Below are 21,788 nucleotides of genomic sequence, written 5' to 3' on the forward strand. Positions count from 1 at the left end.
GGGTGACGCAAGACGCTGGAGATGAACATGCTGACCCTTCCGACACTCGACAACAGACTTGAGGCCTATCAGCTGATCGGTGATCCCCTGATCCCGCGTGCGCCGCGCGTTCCGCTCAATCGCATCGCGTTTGCCGCCGCGCATGTGGTCTCTTCGCCGCTCGAAGAACGCGATCCATGGCTTGGATCACCTGCTGTCGACTGGGAGAATTCATTGCGCTTCCGCAACTGGCTGTGGGATCAGGGCCTTGGTCTTGCCGAGGCGATGGACACGGCACAAAGGGGCATGGGCGTCGACTGGCCGACGGCAAAGGAACTGATCCAGCGCACGATGCGCGATGCAAAAGCACACCCGTTGAAGCCGCGCGTCGCCTGCGGCGCGGGAACAGACCAAAAGCCACGGGAAGATTACCGGACACCGGACGATATTCTGGCAGCCTATACCGAACAGATGGAAGCAATCGAAGCGGCGGGCGGCCAGGTCATCCTGATGGCATCGCAGGCCTTCCCCGCGATCGGTGCAACCGCAGACGACTACGTTCATGTCTATCAAAAACTGTTGGGGCAGGCTTCCGCACCGGTCATCTTGCACTGGCTCGGGGACATGTTCGATCCAAAGCTGAAGGGCTATTGGGGCTCCGTCGATGTTGCAACGGCTATGAACACGGTTCTTGCGATTATTGAAGCTAACCCGGTCAAAGTCGACGGCATCAAGATTTCGCTTCTGGAAAAAACCTATGAAGAGGAGTTACGCGCACGTCTTCCGGACGGCGTCCATCTCTACACCGGAGACGACTTCAACTATGCGGAGTTGATCGTAGGCGACGGTGAACACTATTCGCACGCTCTGCTCGGGGCCTTCACGGCGATCGCACCGGCAGCCAGCCAGGCGCTCGAAGCACTCGCGCAAGGTGACCTTCAGACCTATCACGATCTCTTTCGTCCGACGGTCCCGCTCAGCCGGGAAATCTTCAAGGCACCGACACAATTCTACAAGGCAGGCATCGCATTTCTCGCCTGGCTGAATGACGCCCAAAGCCACTTCATCATGCCGGGAGGCTTTCAGTCCTCCCGGGAAATTTCGCACTATGCGGAAGTCTTCAGACTTGCGGACAAGGCGCGTTTGCTGTCAAAGCCTGACACTGCCGTCGAGCGCATGGGACTGCTCTTGAAGCTTCACGGTGTTGAGTGATTTCTGCCGGGGGCGGGCGTGAATGAAAAAAAGACCAACAATTCTGGACGTTGCGGACAAGGCCGGCGTGTCGAAATCGACGGTTTCGCTCGTGCTGCAGAATTCCCTGTTGGTCAAGCAATCGAAACGCGATGAGGTCAAAAAGGCAATCAAGGACCTCGGGTATGTCTACAACCGTTCCGCGGCCGGATTGCGGGGCGCTGAGTCCGGACTGATCGGTCTGATTATCAACGACCTGCGCAACCCGTTTTTCACGGAGTTTGCCGCGAGCGCACAAATGGAATTTGCGCGCAAGGGATATGCGACGGTCATTGCGAACACCGACGAGGATCCCGAAATACAGGCCCAGGTGATCGATTCCATGATCGAACACGGTGTTTCGGCTTTCGTCATCTCTCCGGCCTATGGTGGTGACGCCAACGCGTTCGATTCCATTCAGCGAGCGGGTATCCCGACGCTGCAGGTCCTTCGCCAAATCGACCAGCGCACCGATATTTTCCCCTTTGCGACGCATGATTACGCAGTCGGAGGCCGTTTGGCGACAAACCACCTCCTCGATCTAGGATGCCGGAACATCGCTTTTGCAGGCGGCCTCAAGGACCGTCCGATCACAAACGAGAGAATGTCCGGCTATAGCGCCGTCATGATGGATCGGGGCCTCGCGGCGCAGACGTTTCACGGCAGGCCATCGCGGTCATTCGGCCGGGATCTGGCGCTTCAGATCGCAACCGAACGGCCGGAAATCGAAGCCGCCATCTGCTTCAGCGATCTTGTTGCGCTTGGCATGATTTCCGGATTTGCGGAGGCCGGCGTGAAGGTCGGCACGGATTTTCGGATCGTGGGTTTCGATGACATCGAGGAAAGCTCTCTTGTCTTCCCGCGTCTCAGTTCCATCAGGTGCAACACGGAACACTTCGGACGGAGTTCCGCCCAGACGATGCTGTCCTGGATCGTGGATGGCGAACGCCCTCCCGACCTCAGGCACTACGATGTAAAGCTCATCGAGCGCCAATCAAGCACCGGCATCTGATGACCAGAAAAATCACCGGTCCGTCTGCAACATCGTCAATCGACGGTTCACTTGCTCATTCTAGGGAACAGACCCTCGAAACTCTTCTGAGCGCAGCGCATGCGCTGATATTCGATTGCGACGGCACGCTGCTGAAAACACCTGATCTCTACACAGTCGGCTGGCAATATGCTTTCAAAAAGACCGGATTGGATATGGATGCAGGCTGGTATCACGAGCGTGCCGGCATGTCGGAACACGTTCTTATGGACGCCTTCGAAGCGGAAAAGAATATGGTCCTTGACCGTGATCGGACGGTCAGGGATCTGCGGCAGTATATCCTGGAGAACATTCACTCTGTTCAGGAGATATCAAAGGTCGCCTCGATCGCACGCGCGAAACACAGACATATGCCGATGGCGGTCGCGTCGGGAGGGTCAAGGCAAATCGTCCTGGCCTCACTGGAGGCATCGGGCCTGTTACCCCTGTTCGATGCAATCGTGACGATTGATGATGTCGAACATGCAAAGCCGGCTCCGGACCTGTTTCTCGAAGCGGCAAGCAGGCTGAAAACGCTGCCAGAGGCCTGTCTCGTTTTTGAAGACAGTGCTCAGGGACTTCAGGCAGCGGCCAATGCAGGAATGACGGCGATCGATGTTGCGGTCATATGATACACGGCAAACATGACCGGCGAGGCATCCGTGCGCTGGTGCACAAAAGATGCGCACCGCGCGACAGGAAGCAGGTCTGTTGAGACTGTGACGCGACCGCGGCGTTTCAGCCGACGATCATCTGTTTCATTTTCAAGGCTTCGTATTCCAGCTCGGTCAGGCGGAAGTTGACGACGTCACCGATTGTGATCATGCCGCATAACTTGCCGTCTTCCATGACCGGCAGGTGACGGAACCGTCCTTCGGACATCACCTTGAGAACGGTGACAAGCGGGTCGGAGGGAGCACAAGTCTTCACGTCACGCGTCATCAGACCATCGACCTGCTGCGGAAGTGTCTGGCCTGGCGTTTCAGCAAGCTTTCGAACGATATCGCGCTCCGAAAGGATACCGATCATCCCGCCGCTTTCATCCGTCACAAGCAGGGCGCCGATACGCTTGTCGCGCAGCACCTCGACAGCTGTCTTGACGGTATCGCTCGGCAACACAGAAAAGACGTTCGAACCCTTTTTCTCCAGAATCTTGGAAACAGTGCTCGTCGTCGATCCGAGATTTGTATCTACGGACTGACTGACCGTCCTTTTATCCTCAGCATCGCCGCGCATGGGAGCCTGATAGGAACTGGGGGCCATGGGGACTTCCTTCTCACCGTTGAGTTCAGCGTTCGCAGCGGAATCTTACGACAGGATTTGCGAATATGATACGCCCAAAAGTCGGTGGAATTACGGTGAGGTGACGCACAGAGAAAATGCAGCCGTGTTCCCTGTCATCAGAATGCAGGATTCCCGAAAAATCATCGATTCGGGTGAAACGTCAGACGGCTTCTGCCGGCTCTTCCATTTTTTCAAGCATCTTGCGCGCACGCGGGCACTGCAGCTTGTCGCGCAGCGGACTGTCGGGATCGACGTCTTTCTGGCACACAACGCATTTGTCGGCGCCGGAAATCGCGTTGAGTCCACCACAACTGCCCTTGATGGTCTTACCCATGAAGATAACGCCGAGCGACATGCCCGCCACGACAAGCATAAGCAACACAAACGCAATCAGGAAAGTAGCCATGTCAGTCTTCTAGGCAATGCCCGTTGATGTTTCAGTCGGCTTTTTGCAACGCCTCGAACGCGCTGCTGGCCTTGGTAACATATGTGTTCTTGTCGCCATTTTCATCTCGGGAAATGAAATAAACGGCAATGTCATTGGCTTCGGCGATCTCAAGACCTCTTTCCGATCCAAGCACAAGCATTGCGGTCGCCCAGGCGTCCGCCATCATGGCGTCATCGGCCACAACGCTCACCGAGGTTGTCCAGTGAGTTATAGGCTTGCCCGTCACCGGATCGATAATGTGGGAATAACGCACGCCGTCATGTTCCACGAAATTGCGATAATCGCCCGACGTTGCGAGTCCCTTGCTTTCCAACGGCACGATGAGCTCGACAGCTTTTTCACCCGGTTCCGGCTTTTCGATCCCGATCCGCCAGGCCTTGTCTTCCGCATTGCGTCCACCCGTTACGAGGTCGCCGCCGATTTCGACCATATAGTTCTCAACTCCGAGCGCCTTGAGTTTGCCTGCAACGGCATCGATCCCGAACCCCTTGGCAATTGCCGACAGGTTGATGCCGACTTCCGGGGCGGATTTCGAAAGCGTGGAATCCTCCGCCTTGAGAATCAGTTTGTCAGCCTGCCCGACGAAGCTGAGCGCAGTCTCGATGTCTGTATCCGAGGGCACCGGATCTGCCGGTTCACGCGGCCCGAAACCCCAAAGCTCGATGAGCGGTCCGAGCGTGACGTCGAATTTGCCGTCACTCAGCTTGTGCACCTCATTTGCCGCTGCCATCACCGTCACAAAGTCACCTGAAACAGAGACTGGGCCGGTTTCGGTGGAAACGTTGAACCGGGACACTTCCGATCCCTTGTCCCAGTTGGACATTTTGGCGTTCACATCGGCAAGGACAGCCTCGACATCGGCTGCAAGAGCAGCTTCCTCAAGAGTGTCCGGGGGACCGACAACCGAAACATTGTAAGTCGTGCCCATCGTTTCGCCGGACAACGTGATGACCTTCGGCGGTTCTTCGCCGAAACAGGCTGAAACGGTAAGAGCTGCGAGGATGGCGAGTGTCTTTTTCATGGCATCAAACATCGGATTGCATGTGGTCTATTGGGCAAATGCCAAAGGATGCGTTAACCTTGCCTGGTGCATGGTGCGCACTTGGACGGACACAGAGGCTTGGTTAGGGGGCTGATACTGTTTTTTAAGTAAGAACGCCAGTTGTTTTTCTGCTGGCATTCAAATAAATGCTGTCGCGTTGACCTATCGGTGACAGCAAGGAAAGCGTGGGCGGCGAGTCGAATTCACCATCACTGAAAGCTAACTTAAAACTGCGGCACTCTCCACATCCGCAGCAGGTTGAAGATGGACACAATTAGCATCAAAAAAGGTCTGGACCTGCCACTCCAGGGCGCACCAGAACAAAAGATCCACCCGGGGCAAACCTTTCGCTCAGTCGGACTGGTTGGGCTGGATTATATCGACCTCAAGCCGAAAGTCCTGGTTCAGGATCAGGAGGAAGTAAAGCGGGGAACGCCCCTTTTCTTTCACAAGGACAATCCCGATGCGGTGATTGTGTCCCCTGTCACCGGCCGTGTGAGAGCAATCAACCGCGGTGCCCGGCGCGTTTTGCAAAGTGTTGTCATCGAAGCCCATGACCTTGATGACAAAGGCATCGAGTTCGGCAGCATTCCCGACGATGCCGACCCGGATACGGTTCGAAACACCATCTGCGCCGCAGGTCTTTGGACGTCTTTCAAAACCAGGCCCTATTCCAAGGTGCCGCAGACGGATTCCAAGCCCCTCGCGATATACGTAACCGCAATTGAAAGTGAGCCGCTGGCCGCGAACGCCAGTGTGATTATCGAGGAGCGCCTCGAGGATTTTGAAAAAGGCCTGCTTGCCGTTTCCAAGCTCTCGGACGGCCCGACGTACCTATGCCAATCACCAGGTCTTTCCTTCGATGGTGCTGGAAAGGCCGGCGTCACATCGGTCGGCTTCACCGGACCGCACCCGTCGGGTCTGGCCGGGACCCACATGCATTTTCTGACACCGCCGCGCGCCGAGCAACCCGTCTGGACGATCTCTTACCAGGACGTTCTCGCCATCGGTGCGCTTGCACGGACCGGATTTCTGGATCCGGCGCTTGTCGTGTCTCTTTGCGGTCCGATTGCCAAAAATCCCCGTCTCGTGCGCACGATCCGCGGCGCCTCGATCGAGGACCTAACAGAAGGTGAAATCGCTGAAGACGTCACACCCCGCGTTCTGTCCGGCTCCGTCCTGAGCGGCCGCGAAGCGGAAGGTCCGTTTAGTTTCGTCGGGCGCTATCATCGGCAGATCTCGATGATTGAAGAAGACAAGAAGCAGATCCCGCTCGGCTGGATCCGCCCGATGCCCGGCAAATACGCAGTTCAACCTGTGCTGGGCTCGGCCTTTGCCAAAAAGCTTTATGCGCTGACAAGCAACCTGAACGGTGGTCGCCGCGCGATGGTTCCGACCGGAACATTTGAAGAGCTGATGCCACAGGATTTCCTGCCGACGCAGCTCTTGCGGGCGCTATTGATCAAGGACACCGACGCGGCACAAGCGCTTGGCGCGCTTGAACTTGACGAAGAAGATCTCGGTCTCGTCGGGTTCGCCTGCCCGGCGAAATACGAATACGGCATCGCCCTGCGCGAATGCCTGGAAAAAATCGAAAAGGAGGGCTGATACGTTGGGTCTGCGCCAGTTCTTTGACCGTATCGAACCCCTTTTTGAAAAAGGCGGAAAATACGAAAAGTTGTTCCCCATCTACGAAATGGTGGAATCCTTTGTCTACACGCCGAAAACCGTGACGAAAAACGCGCCTCATGTGCGCAGTTACGTCGACATGAAGCGGATCATGACCTATGTGGTCATTTCCACGATCCCCTGCATATTGTTTGCGTTCTACAATACCGGATGGCAGGCCAATTCGGCGCTCGCTTCGCTCGGGCCGGAGGCCCAGACCGGGTGGCGCATCTGGATCCTGCAAGCATTCGGCATCGGACTTGACCCGACAAACGTCTTCGCCTGCCTGGCGCACGGCGCGCTCTATTTCTTCCCCATCTATATTATGACGCTGGTCGCCGGCGGTATCTGCGAGGTCGTGTTCGCAACCATCAGGGGCCATGAGGTCAACGAGGGTTTCCTCGTCACGTCGATGCTCTACACCCTGATCCTGCCAGCCTCGACGCCACTTTGGCAGGTTGCTCTCGGCATCGCCTTTGGCGTGGTGATCGGCAAGGAAGTCTTCGGGGGGACGGGCAAGAACTTTCTCAACCCGGCGCTCACGGGCCGGGCCTTCCTGTACTTCGCCTATCCGGCGCAAATGTCGGGCGACACCGTGTGGGTGCCCGTTGACGGCTTTTCCGGTGCGACCGCGCTATCGGTGACCGCGTCGGAAGGCTTCCAGCAACTTGCGGCTTCCGGTATGACCTGGTGGGATTCATTTATCGGGTTCATACCGGGAAGCCTTGGAGAAACCTCGACACTGGCGTGCCTGATCGGCCTTGCCTTCCTGCTGGTAACAAAGATTGCCAACTGGCGCCTGATTGTCGGCTGCCTGGCGGGCATGATCGGTTTCTCGCTACTGTTGAACGTCATCGGATCCAGCACCAACCCGATGTTCGCAATGCCCTGGTATTGGCATCTCGTGCTGGGCGGTTACGCTTTCGGTCTGGCCTTCATGGTCACCGAACCGGTTTCGGCATCTCATACCAACATGGGCCGGTACTTCTACGGTGCTCTCGTCGGCGTCATGGTGGTCCTGATCCGCGTGATCAACCCGGCGTTCCCGGAAGGAATGATGCTCGCCATCCTGTTTGCCAATGTTTTCGCACCGCTGATCGATTATTTCGTCGTTCAGGCGAATATCAAACGGAGACTGCGCCGCTATGGCTGACAACACTCCCGACAACAACAGCGGCAAGGGCCCGCTCCGGCGGTTTTTGGACCTGCCGACGGATTCGATCCCGAAAACGCTTTTCGTCGCCATCGCGCTTTGCCTGTTCGCCTCCATGGTCGTGTCCGTTGCAGCCGTATCGCTGCGGCCGATCCAGGAAGAGAACAAGCTGCGCGACAAGCGCATCAACATCCTTCAGGTGGCCGGGGTCTACGCTCCGGGAGCGAATGTCAGGGAAGCGTTCGAAGCGTTCGAGCCCCATGTGCTTGACCTGACGACGGGCAGGTTCACCGAAGAATTCGATGTCGCGACGTTCGATGAGCAGGTTGCCGCCGCCGATCCTGATCTGAGCCGCGCACTCGCCAGCGATCCGGCCGGCATCGGCCGCCAATCGAACTTCAAGACGATCTATCTCCTGCGCAGGGAGGACGGATCCATCGACAAGGTCATTCTGCCGGTCCACGGCTACGGTCTCTGGTCGACCCTATACGGGTTCATCGCGCTGGAAGACAACGGCAACGACATCTTCGGGCTCCAGTTCTATCAGCACGCGGAGACACCGGGCCTTGGCGCGGAAGTCGACAATCCGCGCTGGAAATCGCTCTGGGCCGGCAAGAAACTGCGGGACGACAACGGCGACCTGCAGATCACGGTCGACAAGACAGCACCACCCGCGGGCGAAGACTTTCATATTGACGCCCTGGCTGGCGCGACTCTCACGTCGCGCGGTGTGGACAACCTTGTAAAATTCTGGATGGGTGAAGAGGGTTACGCGACCTTCTTGAACAACCTGCAGGCAGGAGAGATCTCATGACTCAGAAACGCAGGGAACTGCTTGTCGACCCGCTTGTCGACAACAACCCGATCACGCTGCAGGTTCTCGGGATCTGTTCAGCGCTGGCCGTCACGTCTTCCTTGCAGGTGTCCTTCGTGATGGCGCTTGCAGTGATTGCGGTGACCGGCTTCTCCTCCATGTTCATCTCAATGCTGCGCAATCACATTCCAGGTTCCATCCGGATCATTGTGCAGATGGTGATCATCGCGTCGCTGGTGATCCTGGTCGACCAGATCCTCAAGGCTTTTGCCTACGAGATCTCCAAGACACTTTCTGTTTTCGTCGGCCTCATCATCACCAACTGCATCGTGATGGGGCGTGCGGAAGCGTTCGCCATGAAGAACCCGCCAGTCGCATCGTTTCTCGACGGTGTCGGCAACGGGCTCGGCTATGGCCTGATCCTGATGCTGGTCGGCTTCATTCGCGAACTCTTCGGCGCCGGCTCACTGTTTGGGATCACCATTCTCGAAACCGTCAACAATGGCGGCTGGTACGTGCCGAACGGCATGCTGCTGCTACCCCCATCGGCGTTCTTCATCATCGGTCTTCTGATCTGGGCCTTCCGCACCTGGAAGCCGAAACAGGTCGAGGAACGCGAATTCAAGATCCAGACCGTTGAGGCCCATTGATGGAAGGTTTGATCTCACTCGCCGTCAAAGCGATTTTCGTTGAGAACCTCGCGCTGTCCTTCTTTCTCGGCATGTGCACTTTCATTGCCGTTTCGAAGAAAATCTCCACGGCAATCGGTCTCGGCATTTCGGTCATGGTCGTGCAGACGATCACCGTACCGACAAACAACCTGTTGCTGACTTATCTTCTGAAACCCGGTGCGCTTGCCTGGGCCGGGTTTTCCGATGTCGATCTGACCTTCCTTGGCCTGATCACCTATATCGGTGTCATCGCGGCCATGGTTCAGATCCTGGAGATGATCCTCGATAAGTTCTTCCCGCCGCTTTACAACGCACTTGGCATCTTTCTGCCTCTGATTACCGTGAACTGCGCCATTCTCGGCGGATCCCTGTTCATGGTCGAGCGTGACTACGACTTTGCGCAGGCAACGACCTACGGCCTGTCTTCCGGCTTTGGCTGGGCACTCGCAATCACGGCAATGGCCGGCGTCCGCGAGAAGCTTAAATATTCGGATGTTCCAGACGGTCTTCAGGGTCTCGGCATCACATTCATCACCGCAGGTCTGATGGCCATGGCCTTCATGTCCTTCAGCGGCGTCAAACTCTAAGGGAGACGATCGGAATGGAAACATTCAGCCTCGGCGTCGTCCTGTTCACGTTGATCGTGCTCGCACTGGTGACCATCATCATGGTCGCCCGCAGCCAGCTCGTATCGACCGGGAACGTCAACATCACCATCAACGGCGAAAAGACGATTTCGGTTCCTGCCGGCGGCAAGCTGCTGCAGACACTCGCCGAAGAGAAGCTCTTTGTGCCGTCCGCCTGCGGCGGCGGTGGCACCTGTGCGCAATGCAGGGTGAAAATCCACTCCGGCGGCGGCTCGATCCTGCCGACCGAGGAAAGCCATATCACCAAGCGTGAGGCTTCCGGCGGCGACCGCCTGTCCTGCCAGGTCGCCGTCAAGCAGGACATGGACATCGAGGTGCCCGAAGAGGTTTTCGGCGTCAAGAAATGGGAATGCACGGTCCGCTCCAACGAGAACGTGGCGACCTTCATCAAAGCGCTGGTTCTGGAGCTTCCCGAAGGCGAAGACGTCAACTTCAGGGCTGGCGGCTATATCCAGATCGAAGCACCCACACACAGCCTCTCCTACACGGAATTCGACGTTGAGGAGGAGTACCGGGAGGACTGGGACAAGTTTAACCTGTGGCAGTACAAGTCCACAGTCGACGTTCCGATCGAGCGCGCCTATTCCATGGCGAACTATCCGGAAGAAAAGGGCATGATCATGCTCAACGTCCGCGTCGCCTCGCCGCCACCCGGTTCGGAGGGCATTCCTCCGGGTCAGATGTCATCCTACATCTTCAACCTGAAGCCCGGTGACAAGGTGACGATTTCCGGTCCGTTCGGCGAGTTCTTCGCCCGTGATACCGAAAAGGAAATGGTGTTCATCGGCGGTGGTGCGGGCATGGCTCCGATGCGCAGCCACATCTTCGATCAGCTCAAGCGTCTCAGCTCCAAGCGCAAGATCACTTTCTGGTACGGCGCCCGGTCGAAACGTGAAATGTTCTTTGTCGAGGATTTCGACCAGCTGGCGGCGGAAAACCCGAATTTCGAGTGGCACGTTGCCCTTTCCGATCCGCAACCTGGCGACGACTGGGACGGCTATACCGGCTTCATTCACAATGTGCTTTTCGAAGAATATCTGAAGGAGCACCCGGCGCCGGAAGACTGCGAGTTCTACATGTGTGGTCCCCCGATCATGAACTCCTCGGTCATCAACATGCTGCTTGAGCTTGGTGTTGATCGCGAGGACATCATGCTCGATGATTTCGGCGGATAAGCCCACAAAGTAAAAACCGGCACTCACGTGCCGGTTTTTTGTTGCAAAAAGCTGAAACGCTGTAAAAGCACGCGCGCTCTGCCAGCGCTGCACAAACGGAACTCAGAATTTGAGAGGCAGAAAAGCCAGCGTCAAAAGGCCCAGACCGGCAGGCAGACCGTAAAGCCAGGCGCGACGACGCCATCCCTCCTCCTGCTTTTTCCAGTTATCGCGATAAAGATGGCCGCATCCGACAACCAGCACCAACAAAATGGAACCGGTCAGCGGCGTCAGGTAAAAGTCTTCCAAAATCTGCTTCCGTTGAAACCGGTGTGCACCGGTTCGTTGAACAATCTCGCGAATTGAAGGTAAGGGCTGATCTTTTGAGCCCTCCTCATTGATAAAGTCTTCTACTACGGGCCGGCAGCCCCCATCAAGCAAGGGCCCGGCCGAAATGTGCCGCGAATTGAGCCACCGCCGGAGATCCACGCAGTCACGTGACACAGGCTGTTCCGGTTTCCCGCGAGCGGTTCAGCGAAAGCATCCTATATCTTTGGGAGAACTTTGTCCCGGCATCCAAGTCCTGCCCTCTGTTGCATCATAAAGGAGGAACCAATGTCCACATCCGCCCGCACAGAAAGCGACTCGTTCGGCGCCCTGGAAATACCAGGCGACAAATATTACGGCGCACAAACCGCCCGATCGCTCGTCAACTTTCCGATCGGCGGTGAAACCATGCCCATACCCCTCATTCATGCACTCGGTATCATCAAGCTGGCTGCGGCGACGGTAAACGAGCACCAGGGTAAACTTGCCCCTGAGCTCGCGGGAGCGATCGCAAAGGCCGCCAGCGAGGTTTCCGCAGGCAAATTCGATGACCATTTCCCGTTAGTTGTCTGGCAGACCGGCTCCGGAACACAGTCGAACATGAATGCGAATGAGGTCATTGCAAACCGCGCAATTGAAATCCTCGGCGGCGAGATCGGCACAAAAACACCGGTCCATCCCAACGATCATTGCAACATGAGCCAGTCGTCGAACGACACGTTTCCGACAGCGATGCATATTTCTGCGGCACGGGAAATCCATCAAAGTCTGGTCCCCGCTCTCAACCATCTGAAAGACGCGCTGAAGACAAAATCCGATGAGTGGGCGGACATCGTCAAGATCGGCCGGACCCATACGCAGGACGCTACGCCGCTCACACTCGGACAGGAATTCGGTGGCTATACGGCGCAAGTCGAAGCTGGAATTCAGCGTCTGCTGGACGCCTCCGACGGCCTTTATGAACTCGCCCAGGGCGGCACAGCGGTGGGCACCGGGCTCAACACAAAGAAAGGGTTTGCAGAACAATTTGCCGCCGAAGTTGCAAACATTACCGGCTTGCCCTTTCGAACAGCGCCAAACAAGTTCGAGGCTCTTGCCGCGCATGACGCGTATGTTTTTGCCCATGGCGCGCTCAACACGATTGCCACATCCCTTTTCAAGATCGCAAACGACATTCGATTGCTCGGCTCCGGCCCGCGATCCGGCCTCGGTGAACTCTCGCTGCCGGAAAACGAGCCTGGGTCATCGATCATGCCCGGCAAGGTCAACCCGACGCAATGCGAAGCCATGACGATGGTCTGCACACAGGTTTTCGGCAACCAGACGACGATCTCGGTTGCGGGAAGTCAGGGTCATTTTGAACTGAATGTCTATAAGCCGGTCATGGCATATGCCATGCTTCAATCCATCAAGCTCCTGGCAGACGCAAGCAGAAGCTTTGCCGACCGGTGTGTTTCCGGCATCAAGGCCAACAAAGACAACATAAAGGCACTGATGGAACGATCCCTGATGCTGGTCACCGCACTCGCTCCTGCAATTGGTTACGACAAGGCAACCGAAATCGCAAAATCGGCTCATAAAAACGGGACATCACTGAAAGAGGAAGCCCTGAAACTGGGTTACGTAACCGCACAGGAATTCGACGACCTTGTACGCCCCGACCAGATGATCGGTCCGTCCTAAAACACAAAAAGCCCGCCGACTTTTGCCATGCGGTCTGATTTTGGTCTCGAGAGCAGGATTTGTAGTTTTTGTCCCGCTACGTCTGGCCTTTCCCTTCTTGTGGGCCCCTGTCAGATCAAAATTGACGACCCCTTCCAACAAATAGCCCGGCGCGAGGCCGGGTTGTTTTATGAGTTGCGTAGGCTGATCACATCGAGACTTTAACGTTTGGTGCGTTTTGAATCTCTTCGTGTCAATTTTCATCAAAAGATCGGGGACCTTGACCCCACTGCGAATAACGCAAGCAACGAATGCATGGTGACCGCAATTCCAGCATCGCTCCCCCGCAGCTAATTTGCGAAAGGTTTGCGCTTCGTCGGCAGTTTCTTAGCCCAGGAAGCGTAGCCGGGATCCTCGATGCGTTTCACCAATACCTCTAGCGCCTTCAGTGGATCCTGATCGAAGTCCACGCGCAGATCGATGGGCGGGAAGTCTTCAGCAACAATAAGGATTGCAGCCGACATCAGACCGCGCGCGTCACCTCCTGCTTCGGCACCAGCAATCAGACCTGACAGCAAGCGCCAGAGAAAACTGTCTGAATTTGACAGTACCGCGTCGACACAAGCTTCGGCTACGTCAGTTCCGGCAAGCATGTTGCCGCCTGCACAAATTCCAGGCCTTACACATTCGGCCACCTCCGGCACATTGTCTGTCCCGGAAAACACGCTGCTATTGCCCAATCGGTCGAGGGCGAGCAATTGTCTCAAATCTCTTCCGGCATCCGGGTTCACCGTTCGCTTGATCGCGCGGACGGGATCAAGGCCGCTTGCCAGCGCATCGAGCACCTCTTCTCCCCAAAGCGTGCTTGGATAGTGTCCCTGGGATGCGGAGACCCCTATGCCAGGCTTTCCCCGCAGCACCCAGCCACCCACGCACAGATTTCCCGTGGCGGCGGCACCGCCCAATGCACCGGTATCCGGGTCCCGCGCCAGGATCGAGAATGTCATCTCATATTGAGCCTTTGCGTTTGACTGCGTTTTGAGTAGTTTGTTTCACAGAGTTTCAGAACCTGTCAAACGTGAAGATTGCCATGGTACAGACAGCGCGGCTCTCTGAGCGCATTCTTGAGAGCTTTGACGACCTCACCAAATCCGAGCGTCTGCTGGCGGAACACTTCCTGGAAAACCCCGACAGCCTTGCGCTCCACACCGCTGAAGAAATTTCTTCGCTGGCAGGCGTGTCCAAAGCAACCACGGCCCGTTTTTTCAAACGCCTCGGGTTCCCGAGCTTCAAGACCGCGCAGCGTATGGCACGCGTCCGCCGTAGTGACAGCCAGCACAACAAGCGTGTTTTTTCCGAACCCATTCAACAACGCAGTGGGCGCGGTGACCTGGCCGATCACCTTGCATCCGATGTCCAGAACCTCATCCGAACGATCGAAGCCATTCGTGGTGACGAACTGAAAGATGCCGTCACTTACCTGGCCAGGGCGGAAAAAGTCTGGGTCGTCGGCTTTGGTGACAACTACCCGCTGGCACATTTTGCTCGCGCCCAACTCATCAAGGTGAAGCCGGACATCCGCATGATCCCGCTTGGCGGCTTTCCCGTGCCGGAAGAGTTTGCCTCGATCCGTCCGACCGATGCCGTTCTTGCGCTGGCCATCGGCCGGCGGACGGCGACGCTGCGCTCGATCCTGCAATCCGCGCGCCTTTCCGGGGCCAGAACGATATCCGTGACGGACCTGACAAGCTCCGGCAACTCGGAACTGGCGGAAGTCACGCTGCGATGCCGCACGAGCGGGTTGTCTTACTTCGATTCCCTTGCCTCTCCGGTTTCGGTCATGACCTATCTGTGCATGGCCGTTGCGGATCGCCTCGGTCAGAACGCCGTCGACAGGTTGAAATACATCGACGGCATCCACTCTGAGTGGGGCGACCTGGGCTGAAAGCGACTCAAACGCGTCGTTTCACGCGCAGAAGACACCGTCAAACGATTCAAAAATGAAATTAATCTTGTCAAAACTGCTTTCTTTTTGACGCAGTATGCGCGGCCTCGTACCGTTTTCGTGGGCCTGCCCAGAAATCAACAGACGGATGTCAGCGCGCCGGATCGCTCTCCGGCGTCACGGGCGACTTTGTCTCGCGCGACGGACGGCGTGCGCATGGGCAAGCACATCGCAGCTCCAAGGAGAGGATGTTGACATGATACTTAGAAGAAATTCCCTGCGCCGATTGGCAGGCGCGGCAGGCATTGTCGCAGGTCTTACAAGCTCGGCGGCAGCCGGTGACATTGTCTGGGCCCGGTACGGAGATATCGATTCCCTTGATCCGCATCGCGCAACCAGCACATTGTCCCTCCAGGTCTGGAGCCTGCTGTACGACACGTTGCTCGCGACGGACGCAGAGGGCCTGCCGGTGCCCCACTTAGCGAAGTCCTGGACATCGAATGAAGAAGGGACCGAGTATACGTTCAGCCTGCAGGACGGCGTCATGTGCCATGACGGCACACCCCTTGATGCGAATGATGTCAAATACACGATAGATGCGGCCTTCAGCGAAGAGACGCCAAGCGTCACCAAGGGCAGCTGGGGCCCGATTACGAGTGCAGAGGTCATTGATCCGCTGACCATCAAGCTCACGCTTGAGAAGCCTTTCGTGGCGATGATCCCGTTCCTCGCGGACAGCTTCTCGTCCATCATTTGCGACAGCAATGGGGACGGCTTCGGAACCACCACGGCCATTGGCTCCGGCCCGTGGAAACTGGTGTCCTGGACCAAGGGCGACAGGATCGTTCTGGAGAAGAACCCGGATTACAAGAATTTCGGCAAGCTGGCTGAAAACCCCGGAGCGCCTCATGAGGACGGTCTCATCATCGCGGTCGTTCCAGAACCTCAGGCGCGGCTGGCGGCCCTGAAAACCGGCGAAGTCCATATCGCCGAGCCGCCGTTTGATGATGTGCCATCGATCAAGGAAAGCGGCGAACTGGACATCATCGTTGCCGAGAACACGGGTCAGAACGTGTTTTGGGAGTTTGCGGTCCACCGCCCTCCGTTCAACGACAAGCGCGCACGCCTTGCGGTTGCCCATGCGACCGATGCCGCAGCGGCAATCAGTTTGATCTATGGTGACCTGTCGGTTCAGGAAAACTGCCCGGTCTCCCGTGGTGTCTTCGGCAACGATCAGGACTTCTGCGCCCAGTACCGTCCGGGATATGACCCGGAAAAATCAAAGGCGCTGCTCGCAGAACTTGGCTACAGCATGGACAAGCCGCTCGAAACCGCTCTGCTCGTCTGGACTGGCGGAAACCGCCAGAAGCTTGGTGAGGTTTTCCAGGCGCAACTGGCGGAAGTCGGCATCAAGGCATCCATCGAGATCATGGACATCGGATCTCTCAATGCCCGGGTCCGTCAGGAAAACGAAACGACGACCGGCACAACAGGGTCCATGGATATGATGACGTGGTCCTGGTACGACCCGGACATCCTCTACGCTCTCTGGCACACGCCCGGTGCTTATCGCGGCTATACCTCGCCCGAGCTCGACGCAATGCTGGACGAAACGCGTGTGTTGACGGATCAGGACGCCCGTAAGGCCAAGGTCCAGGAAGTGTTCAAGTATCTCCTTGAAAACGCGATCCACGTGCCGCTCTACACGCCCGGCTGGGAATGGGTCTTTGCCGTCCGGCCTGAAGTCGATGGTTTCTTCGTGGCGCCATTTGTCTATCCGAACTTCAGCGACGTGAAACTCGGCGGTTGAGCCGCCATGCCGCCCGGATCTCTGATCCGGGCGGCATTCATCTAGATCAACGGCTGTTCAATCGAACGCACAATGCTCTAGGGTCGACAGGATGTGGCGCTTTCTAGGCACCCGGCTCGCAATGGGTGCACTGACAATCTGGATCACGACCATACTCGTGACGCTTCTGATCCACGCCGTGCCCGGGGATCCGGTCCAGATAATGTATGCCCAAAGCCAGGGCACGACCCCGGAACAGATTGAAGAAGTGCGGCGTTCTCTCGGCCTGGACAGGCCCATTCCCGTTCAATACGCAATGTTCATCGAGCGCCTTCTTCATGGTGATCTGGGCAATACCATTCGCGGTGGCCAACCTGTGCTCGATGTGATCATGCAGCGTCTGCCGAACACACTGATATTGGCATGTGCCGCGATGTTCATCGCCATTTTGATCGGCGTCCCGATCGGTTTCCTGGCGGCCTACCGGGAAGGAAGCGTTGTTGACATCTCGCTCATGGTTTTGGCCATCGCGGGGATTTCCATGCCGCATTTCTGGCTCGGGCTAATGCTTTTGTTCTTCTTCGCGCTTGAACTGGGTTGGCTCCCGGTCAGCGGCAGCGGACCACTGAACCTGATCTTGCCCGCGCTCACACTGGGGCTTTCGAACGCTGCTATTTTCGCCCGCCTCACCCGGTCTTCCATGATTGACGTGATGAGCCAGGATTACGTTCAAACGGCCTTTGCCAAGGGGCTGCCCAAGGCCCTGGTTCTGCGCCGCCACGTGCTTCGCGCCGGCCTCTTGCCGGTCGTGACCATGATGGGTCTGCAATTCGCCTTCATGATGGGCGGCACAATTGTCGTTGAGAACATCTTTTCCTGGAACGGTGTCGGCCGCATGGCTGTCGAGGCGATCTTTCAGCGCGACTATCCGATCATTCAGGGTTTCATCCTGACATTTTCAGTTGTTGTCGTCACGGTGGCGATCGTCATCGATGCGCTTTATGCCGTGCTCGACCCACGGATCCGGCGGGCCTGACATGCAGACGGTGACCGAACCTCAAACGCAGCGTGCGCCGCCCGGTTTCTGGCGGCGGTTGGTGCGCTCGCCAAGCGGGCTGGTCGGATTGAGCATTGTCCTGCTGCTTGTTTTCTGTGCCGCTTTTGCGGACGTGCTTGCGCCATACAGCCCGACGAAGATGGGCGCCGGCGGCCGCTTTCTGCCTCCAGGCGGAAAGTATCTTCTGGGAACAGATGAATTCGGACGGGACATGTTTTCCCGAATTTTGTACGGCAGCCGCATCACGCTCCTGATTGGCGCAGTTGCCGTCGGCATATCGCTTACGGTCGGCATGCTGGTCGGCATGATCGCCGCATTCCGTCGTGGATGGATCGAGGCGATCCTCATGCGCGGCACAGATGTGCTCTTTTCCTTCACGGAAACGCTGATCGCGCTCAGTTTCGTCGCCGTACTGGGCCCCAGCCTGCAGAACGCGGTTATTGCCGTCGGGGTCGCAGGCGTTCCCTTCTATGCGCGTACCTGTTACTCGGCAGCGCTTGTCGAAACGTCGAAACCGTATTTTGAGGCAAGCATCGCCGCAGGTGCCGGCCCCGCCCGACTTGTTCTCACGCATCTCCTGCCAAACGTTCTACCAACGATGATTGTTGTTGCGACCCTGGGCGTTTCAACCGCCATCCTGGCTGCTGCAGGGCTCAGTTTCCTCGGTCTCGGTGCGCAGCCGCCGACTTCGGAATGGGGATACATGCTTGCCGGGTCGCGTGATTACATCAATCGAGCACCGTGGTTGATGACCATCCCCGGATTGGCGATCGCCGTTACGGTCCTCGGCTTCAATCTTCTCGGCGACGGATTGCGGACAAGCCTTGACCCGGTGGAACGGAAATGAACGCGCTCCTCTCCGTCCGCGATCTGGCTGTTCGCATTGGAACCCGACCTTTGGTCGAAGGCATCAGTTTCGACCTGAAGGCCGGTGAAGTTCTGTCTGTTGTTGGAGAAAGCGGCTCGGGCAAGAGCATGACCGCGAAGGCGCTCATGGGATTGTTGCCGCCAGCGGCAACAGCGACCGGTCGCGCGGAATTCGACGGGGCTGATCTGCTCGATGCCGATATCGCACCACCACGGGGCACCGGGATCGGACTGATTTTTCAGGAACCGATGACCGCTCTGACCCCTGTGCTGACCATCGGACTTCAATTGACCGAAGCTCTCGTGAGCCACGAAATCTGTGATCAAAAGGAAGCACGGCGCAGAGCCGCCGCGATGCTCGACCGGGTCGGCATCCCTCAGCCTGAGATGCGGATGCGGCAGTTTCCGCACGAATTGTCCGGTGGAATGCGCCAGCGGGTCGTCATTGCAATGATGATGCTTCTCGGGCCCCGCGTTCTGATCGCAGACGAACCCACAACAGCCCTGGATGTCACCGTTCAGGCCCAGATCCTTGACCTTTTACGCGAGATCGTTGCCGAGACAGGTATCGGTCTCATTCTGATCACCCACGACATGGGGGTGGTTGCCGAAATGTCCGATACGGTCCTGGTGATGAAATCCGGACAAGCCGTCGAGCATGGTCCGGTGACCCGGATCTTCAAAAGCCCCGAAGCAGATTACACGCGTACTTTGCTCGACGCAGTCCCCCGCATTGACGCCGCCACGGAGCAGGCAGAAACGAAGCAAGACGTTCTTCTTTCCGTCAGCGACATTAACAAGACCTTCAACGGCCGGGGGCCTCACCTGTTTCGCCGCCACGGCACCCGGGCCCTCGACAATGTCTCGTTGAACGTTCGAATGGGGGAAACACTGGCGCTGGTTGGAGAGAGCGGATCGGGTAAAACAACCCTCGGACGGGTCATCGCCCGGTTGACAGAGGCCGATTCGGGAAAAATCCAACTGAACAGCCTGGATCTGACCGCCTGCAAGGGCCGCCGCCTGCGCGCGGCACGGCGGCAGGTTCAGATGATCTTTCAGGATCCGTATGCGTCCCTCGATCCGCGCCAGACGGTCGGTCACACAATCGCGGAGCCTTTGATTATCCACGAGAGGCTGCCGCGCTCCGAGCGAAACGAACGCGTCAGGCAGCTCATCGAGAAAGTCGGTCTAGAAGCTGACATGGCCCGGCGCTATCCGCACGAGTTTTCCGGTGGCCAACGCCAGCGGATTGCCATTGCCAGGGCGATCGCGGCCCGTCCTTCACTGGTCATCGCGGATGAACCGACGTCCGCGCTCGATGTTTCGGTTCAGGCTCGTATCCTTGACCTTCTTGAGGAAATGAAGCGTGGTGAGGAACTGACGATGCTGTTCATCTCACATGACCTCGCGGTGGTTCGCCAGATTGCCGACCGGGTTGCCGTAATGCGGCACGGCAAGATTCTCGAGCTGGGATCCACAACACAGATATTTGCCGCACCCCGCCACCCCTATACGCGTGCCTTGATCGATGTGGTGCCGGTCCCGGATCCCGCTCGCAAACGAGGTGTCCGCCCGGCTTTGAAGGGAAGCTATCCTGCCGGTCCGCTTGTCGAAGCGTCTCCCGGTCACTGGGTGGCGTCATGACGGTCGGCATCGCGGCAACCGGTCCAAATGCAGGCGCAGGCGTCCTCGCCGGCCTTCGTGCGATCGAGGCGGTCGGCCACGGCGCCATTGGCGGGTTTGTCAGTTTTGCGGTTCTGTCCGAAGATCAGCAACTGTCTCGTTCAGAAACACAGACAGGTGGCTCAAGTGGACTTTTACAAAAAGATTTTCCCGAAAACATGCTTGGAGCACCGTTCGCTGCTCTAATTTCCAGCGGTCCGAACCGGCCCGTGCCCCTGGCCCAGTTCATTGCGGCGCAGCCGGGTGTCGGGCTTGTCACCGGTCATCGCTTTCCTCAAATCCCGGCCGGTGATGGCATACCGTTGAACGCCCATGTTCTTGCTGCAATGGAACGTGGTCAGTCACCACAAATGGCCATAGCTGACGTCATTGACCGGTTTCCGGATCATGATGCAGGATTTGTCGCACTCTCGCTTGATGGCACCATCGCTGCCGGCAACATGCCTGCGGTTCTTCTGCGACGGGATCATGGGTGCGCGACCCGCACCCTCAAGAACCCTCCGGTGTCTGTCGCGACGATCCATAACGCCATACATCCCAGTCGGGTTCTGGCTGACATGATCAACGACGTTGTTCTTGAGGAAATGTTGCGCCCTCCAGCAGCCGAGCACTGGATAACCGCATCTCAAGGTATCCGGTTGAGTAAGGGTGAGCGGGCAGAAGTTCATATCAATCACGACGACACAGTCGTTCAAATGCTTCATCCGCAGGCGATGCTGCATTCCGATCCAGTTCCCTTTGGTCTGGGCGATCAGGTACGGATCATGCACAATGGCAACTCCGTCGGTTGGTTGGGATATGAACCTTTCATGATCGTCAAAGACGGAGTGATTGTGAGCATGGACGGCAAACCACGCCTGGAATTGCCGGTTTTCCGCGACCCTGGCTTCAATTGGTAACGCTCGGTCTACCCGCTCTTCATACCAACGAACCCGAGTATCCTTTCAGTGCGTAACTGATCAGCACCCATCCCCAAATCAGTCCGTCAGCGAGCCGGGCGCACGTAGATCAGCGGCAACCGTTGCGGGGCTGTGAGATCTTGGTGTTCAGCGTGCTCTGACGACCGAAATAATGTGCGAGTACGGTTTCATCCGCATTGCGCGTGCGATGCAGAACACGTGTCCCTCTTCGCAGCAAAGCAATCGAAACGGTATGGAACAGCACCCATGAGAGGCGGAATTGAGGGGCAACACTCGATGTCAATCATGCGCTCCCGTTCATGTGCCAGCTTTGCCCATACGAAAGCATGTCCTATTTCGCTCTCACCTAAAATTGTCCCCTTAACGCTCTTCAAGTATATACTTGAGAGCCGACGGTTCGCGCAATGACAACGAGCAC

Annotated in this window: 21 protein-coding genes; 16 read left to right on the forward strand and 5 right to left on the reverse strand. The window is 57.3% G+C overall.

Translation table 11 applies throughout. From position 1 onward, the window contains the following. Positions 1–21 precede the first annotated feature (21 nt). From Q0915_RS28990 to Q0915_RS29000, 3 genes are read left to right on the forward strand one after another with little or no spacing between them, the layout of a single operon-like run. Complete coding sequence (locus tag Q0915_RS28990) at positions 22–1,191, forward strand: dihydrodipicolinate synthase family protein (RefSeq protein ID WP_299482434.1); 1,170 nt, start codon at positions 22–24, stop codon at positions 1,189–1,191. A gap of 22 nt (positions 1,192–1,213) precedes the next feature. Further along, positions 1,214–2,221 (forward strand): LacI family DNA-binding transcriptional regulator, encoded by a 1,008-nt coding sequence (locus tag Q0915_RS28995; protein WP_299482431.1) that lies wholly within the window; start codon positions 1,214–1,216, stop codon positions 2,219–2,221. Next, positions 2,221–2,871, forward strand: a complete 651-nt coding sequence (locus Q0915_RS29000) for an HAD family phosphatase (protein WP_299482429.1) — start codon at positions 2,221–2,223, stop codon at positions 2,869–2,871. Before Q0915_RS28995 ends, Q0915_RS29000 begins: the two co-directional genes overlap by 1 nt. Positions 2,872–2,977: 106 nt before the next feature. On the opposite strand, the gene Q0915_RS29005 is transcribed toward Q0915_RS29000, so the two are convergent. From Q0915_RS29005 to Q0915_RS29015, 3 genes are all read right to left on the reverse strand, one after another. Then, positions 2,978–3,502 carry a CBS domain-containing protein gene (locus Q0915_RS29005; protein ID WP_299482427.1) on the reverse strand — a complete coding sequence of 175 codons (525 nt, stop codon included), beginning with the start codon at positions 3,500–3,502 and terminating at the stop codon, positions 2,978–2,980. 181 nt (positions 3,503–3,683) lie between these two features. After that, positions 3,684–3,929: a (Na+)-NQR maturation NqrM gene (gene nqrM, locus Q0915_RS29010; protein WP_299482425.1), complete on the reverse strand. Its 246-nt coding sequence runs from the start codon at positions 3,927–3,929 to the stop codon at positions 3,684–3,686. Between the two features lie 31 nt (positions 3,930–3,960). After that, positions 3,961–4,992 (reverse strand): FAD:protein FMN transferase, encoded by a 1,032-nt coding sequence (locus Q0915_RS29015; protein WP_299482422.1) that lies wholly within the window; start codon positions 4,990–4,992, stop codon positions 3,961–3,963. 285 nt (positions 4,993–5,277) lie between these two features. Here Q0915_RS29015 and Q0915_RS29020 point away from each other — a divergent pair, with 285 nt between their 5' ends. The 6 genes from Q0915_RS29020 to nqrF are packed head-to-tail and all read left to right on the forward strand — an operon-like array spanning position 5,278 to position 11,141. Next, complete coding sequence (locus Q0915_RS29020) at positions 5,278–6,621, forward strand: Na(+)-translocating NADH-quinone reductase subunit A (RefSeq protein ID WP_299482420.1); 1,344 nt, start codon at positions 5,278–5,280, stop codon at positions 6,619–6,621. 4 nt (positions 6,622–6,625) lie between these two features. Further along, positions 6,626–7,834, forward strand: coding sequence for an NADH:ubiquinone reductase (Na(+)-transporting) subunit B (locus tag Q0915_RS29025; protein ID WP_299482417.1), 1,209 nt, complete (start codon positions 6,626–6,628; stop codon positions 7,832–7,834). After that, a complete protein-coding gene (locus tag Q0915_RS29030; RefSeq protein WP_299482414.1) occupies positions 7,827–8,648 on the forward strand; it encodes a Na(+)-translocating NADH-quinone reductase subunit C in 822 nt (273 codons plus the stop codon). The genes Q0915_RS29025 and Q0915_RS29030 overlap by 8 nt, the downstream gene beginning before the upstream one ends. After that, entirely contained in the window at positions 8,645–9,298 is a 654-nt protein-coding gene (locus tag Q0915_RS29035) for an NADH:ubiquinone reductase (Na(+)-transporting) subunit D (protein WP_299482411.1), read from the forward strand. The genes Q0915_RS29030 and Q0915_RS29035 overlap by 4 nt, the downstream gene beginning before the upstream one ends. Continuing rightward, positions 9,298–9,906 (forward strand): NADH:ubiquinone reductase (Na(+)-transporting) subunit E, encoded by a 609-nt coding sequence (gene nqrE / locus Q0915_RS29040; protein ID WP_299482408.1) that lies wholly within the window; start codon positions 9,298–9,300, stop codon positions 9,904–9,906. Before Q0915_RS29035 ends, nqrE begins: the two co-directional genes overlap by 1 nt. A gap of 14 nt (positions 9,907–9,920) precedes the next feature. Beyond that, entirely contained in the window at positions 9,921–11,141 is a 1,221-nt protein-coding gene (nqrF, locus tag Q0915_RS29045; protein ID WP_299482405.1) for an NADH:ubiquinone reductase (Na(+)-transporting) subunit F, read from the forward strand. 102 nt (positions 11,142–11,243) lie between these two features. On the opposite strand, the gene Q0915_RS29050 is transcribed toward nqrF, so the two are convergent. Next, positions 11,244–11,429 carry a hypothetical protein gene (locus Q0915_RS29050; RefSeq protein ID WP_299482402.1) on the reverse strand — a complete coding sequence of 62 codons (186 nt, stop codon included), beginning with the start codon at positions 11,427–11,429 and terminating at the stop codon, positions 11,244–11,246. Between the two features lie 306 nt (positions 11,430–11,735). On the opposite strand from Q0915_RS29050, the gene fumC reads away from it, so the two are divergent. Beyond that, positions 11,736–13,130 carry a class II fumarate hydratase gene (fumC, locus tag Q0915_RS29055; protein WP_299482399.1) on the forward strand — a complete coding sequence of 465 codons (1,395 nt, stop codon included), beginning with the start codon at positions 11,736–11,738 and terminating at the stop codon, positions 13,128–13,130. 329 nt (positions 13,131–13,459) lie between these two features. On the opposite strand, the gene Q0915_RS29060 is transcribed toward fumC, so the two are convergent. Continuing rightward, positions 13,460–14,116: a DUF1028 domain-containing protein gene (locus Q0915_RS29060; RefSeq protein ID WP_299482396.1), complete on the reverse strand. Its 657-nt coding sequence runs from the start codon at positions 14,114–14,116 to the stop codon at positions 13,460–13,462. 83 nt (positions 14,117–14,199) lie between these two features. Between Q0915_RS29060 and Q0915_RS29065 the strand changes: the two genes are divergently transcribed. The 6 genes from Q0915_RS29065 to Q0915_RS29090 all read left to right on the forward strand — a co-directional run bounded on the left by Q0915_RS29065 (position 14,200) and on the right by Q0915_RS29090 (position 21,349). Beyond that, positions 14,200–15,054, forward strand: a complete 855-nt coding sequence (locus tag Q0915_RS29065; protein WP_299482393.1) for a MurR/RpiR family transcriptional regulator — start codon at positions 14,200–14,202, stop codon at positions 15,052–15,054. Positions 15,055–15,310: 256 nt separating this feature from the next. Then, positions 15,311–16,864, forward strand: a complete 1,554-nt coding sequence (locus tag Q0915_RS29070) for an ABC transporter substrate-binding protein (RefSeq protein WP_299482390.1) — start codon at positions 15,311–15,313, stop codon at positions 16,862–16,864. Between the two features lie 91 nt (positions 16,865–16,955). Then, complete coding sequence (locus tag Q0915_RS29075; RefSeq protein WP_299482387.1) at positions 16,956–17,879, forward strand: ABC transporter permease; 924 nt, start codon at positions 16,956–16,958, stop codon at positions 17,877–17,879. Between the two features lies 1 nt (position 17,880). Then, positions 17,881–18,747 carry an ABC transporter permease gene (locus Q0915_RS29080; protein WP_299482384.1) on the forward strand — a complete coding sequence of 289 codons (867 nt, stop codon included), beginning with the start codon at positions 17,881–17,883 and terminating at the stop codon, positions 18,745–18,747. Next, on the forward strand, positions 18,744–20,411 hold the full coding sequence (locus tag Q0915_RS29085) for an ABC transporter ATP-binding protein (RefSeq protein WP_299482381.1): 1,668 nt from the start codon (positions 18,744–18,746) through the stop codon (positions 20,409–20,411). The genes Q0915_RS29080 and Q0915_RS29085 overlap by 4 nt, the downstream gene beginning before the upstream one ends. Then, entirely contained in the window at positions 20,408–21,349 is a 942-nt protein-coding gene (locus Q0915_RS29090; RefSeq protein ID WP_299482378.1) for a hypothetical protein, read from the forward strand. The genes Q0915_RS29085 and Q0915_RS29090 overlap by 4 nt, the downstream gene beginning before the upstream one ends. Positions 21,350–21,788: the final 439 nt, after the last annotated feature.

It is taken from the genome of uncultured Roseibium sp. (assembly GCF_947494555.1).
Taxonomy (GTDB): domain Bacteria; phylum Pseudomonadota; class Alphaproteobacteria; order Rhizobiales; family Stappiaceae; genus Roseibium.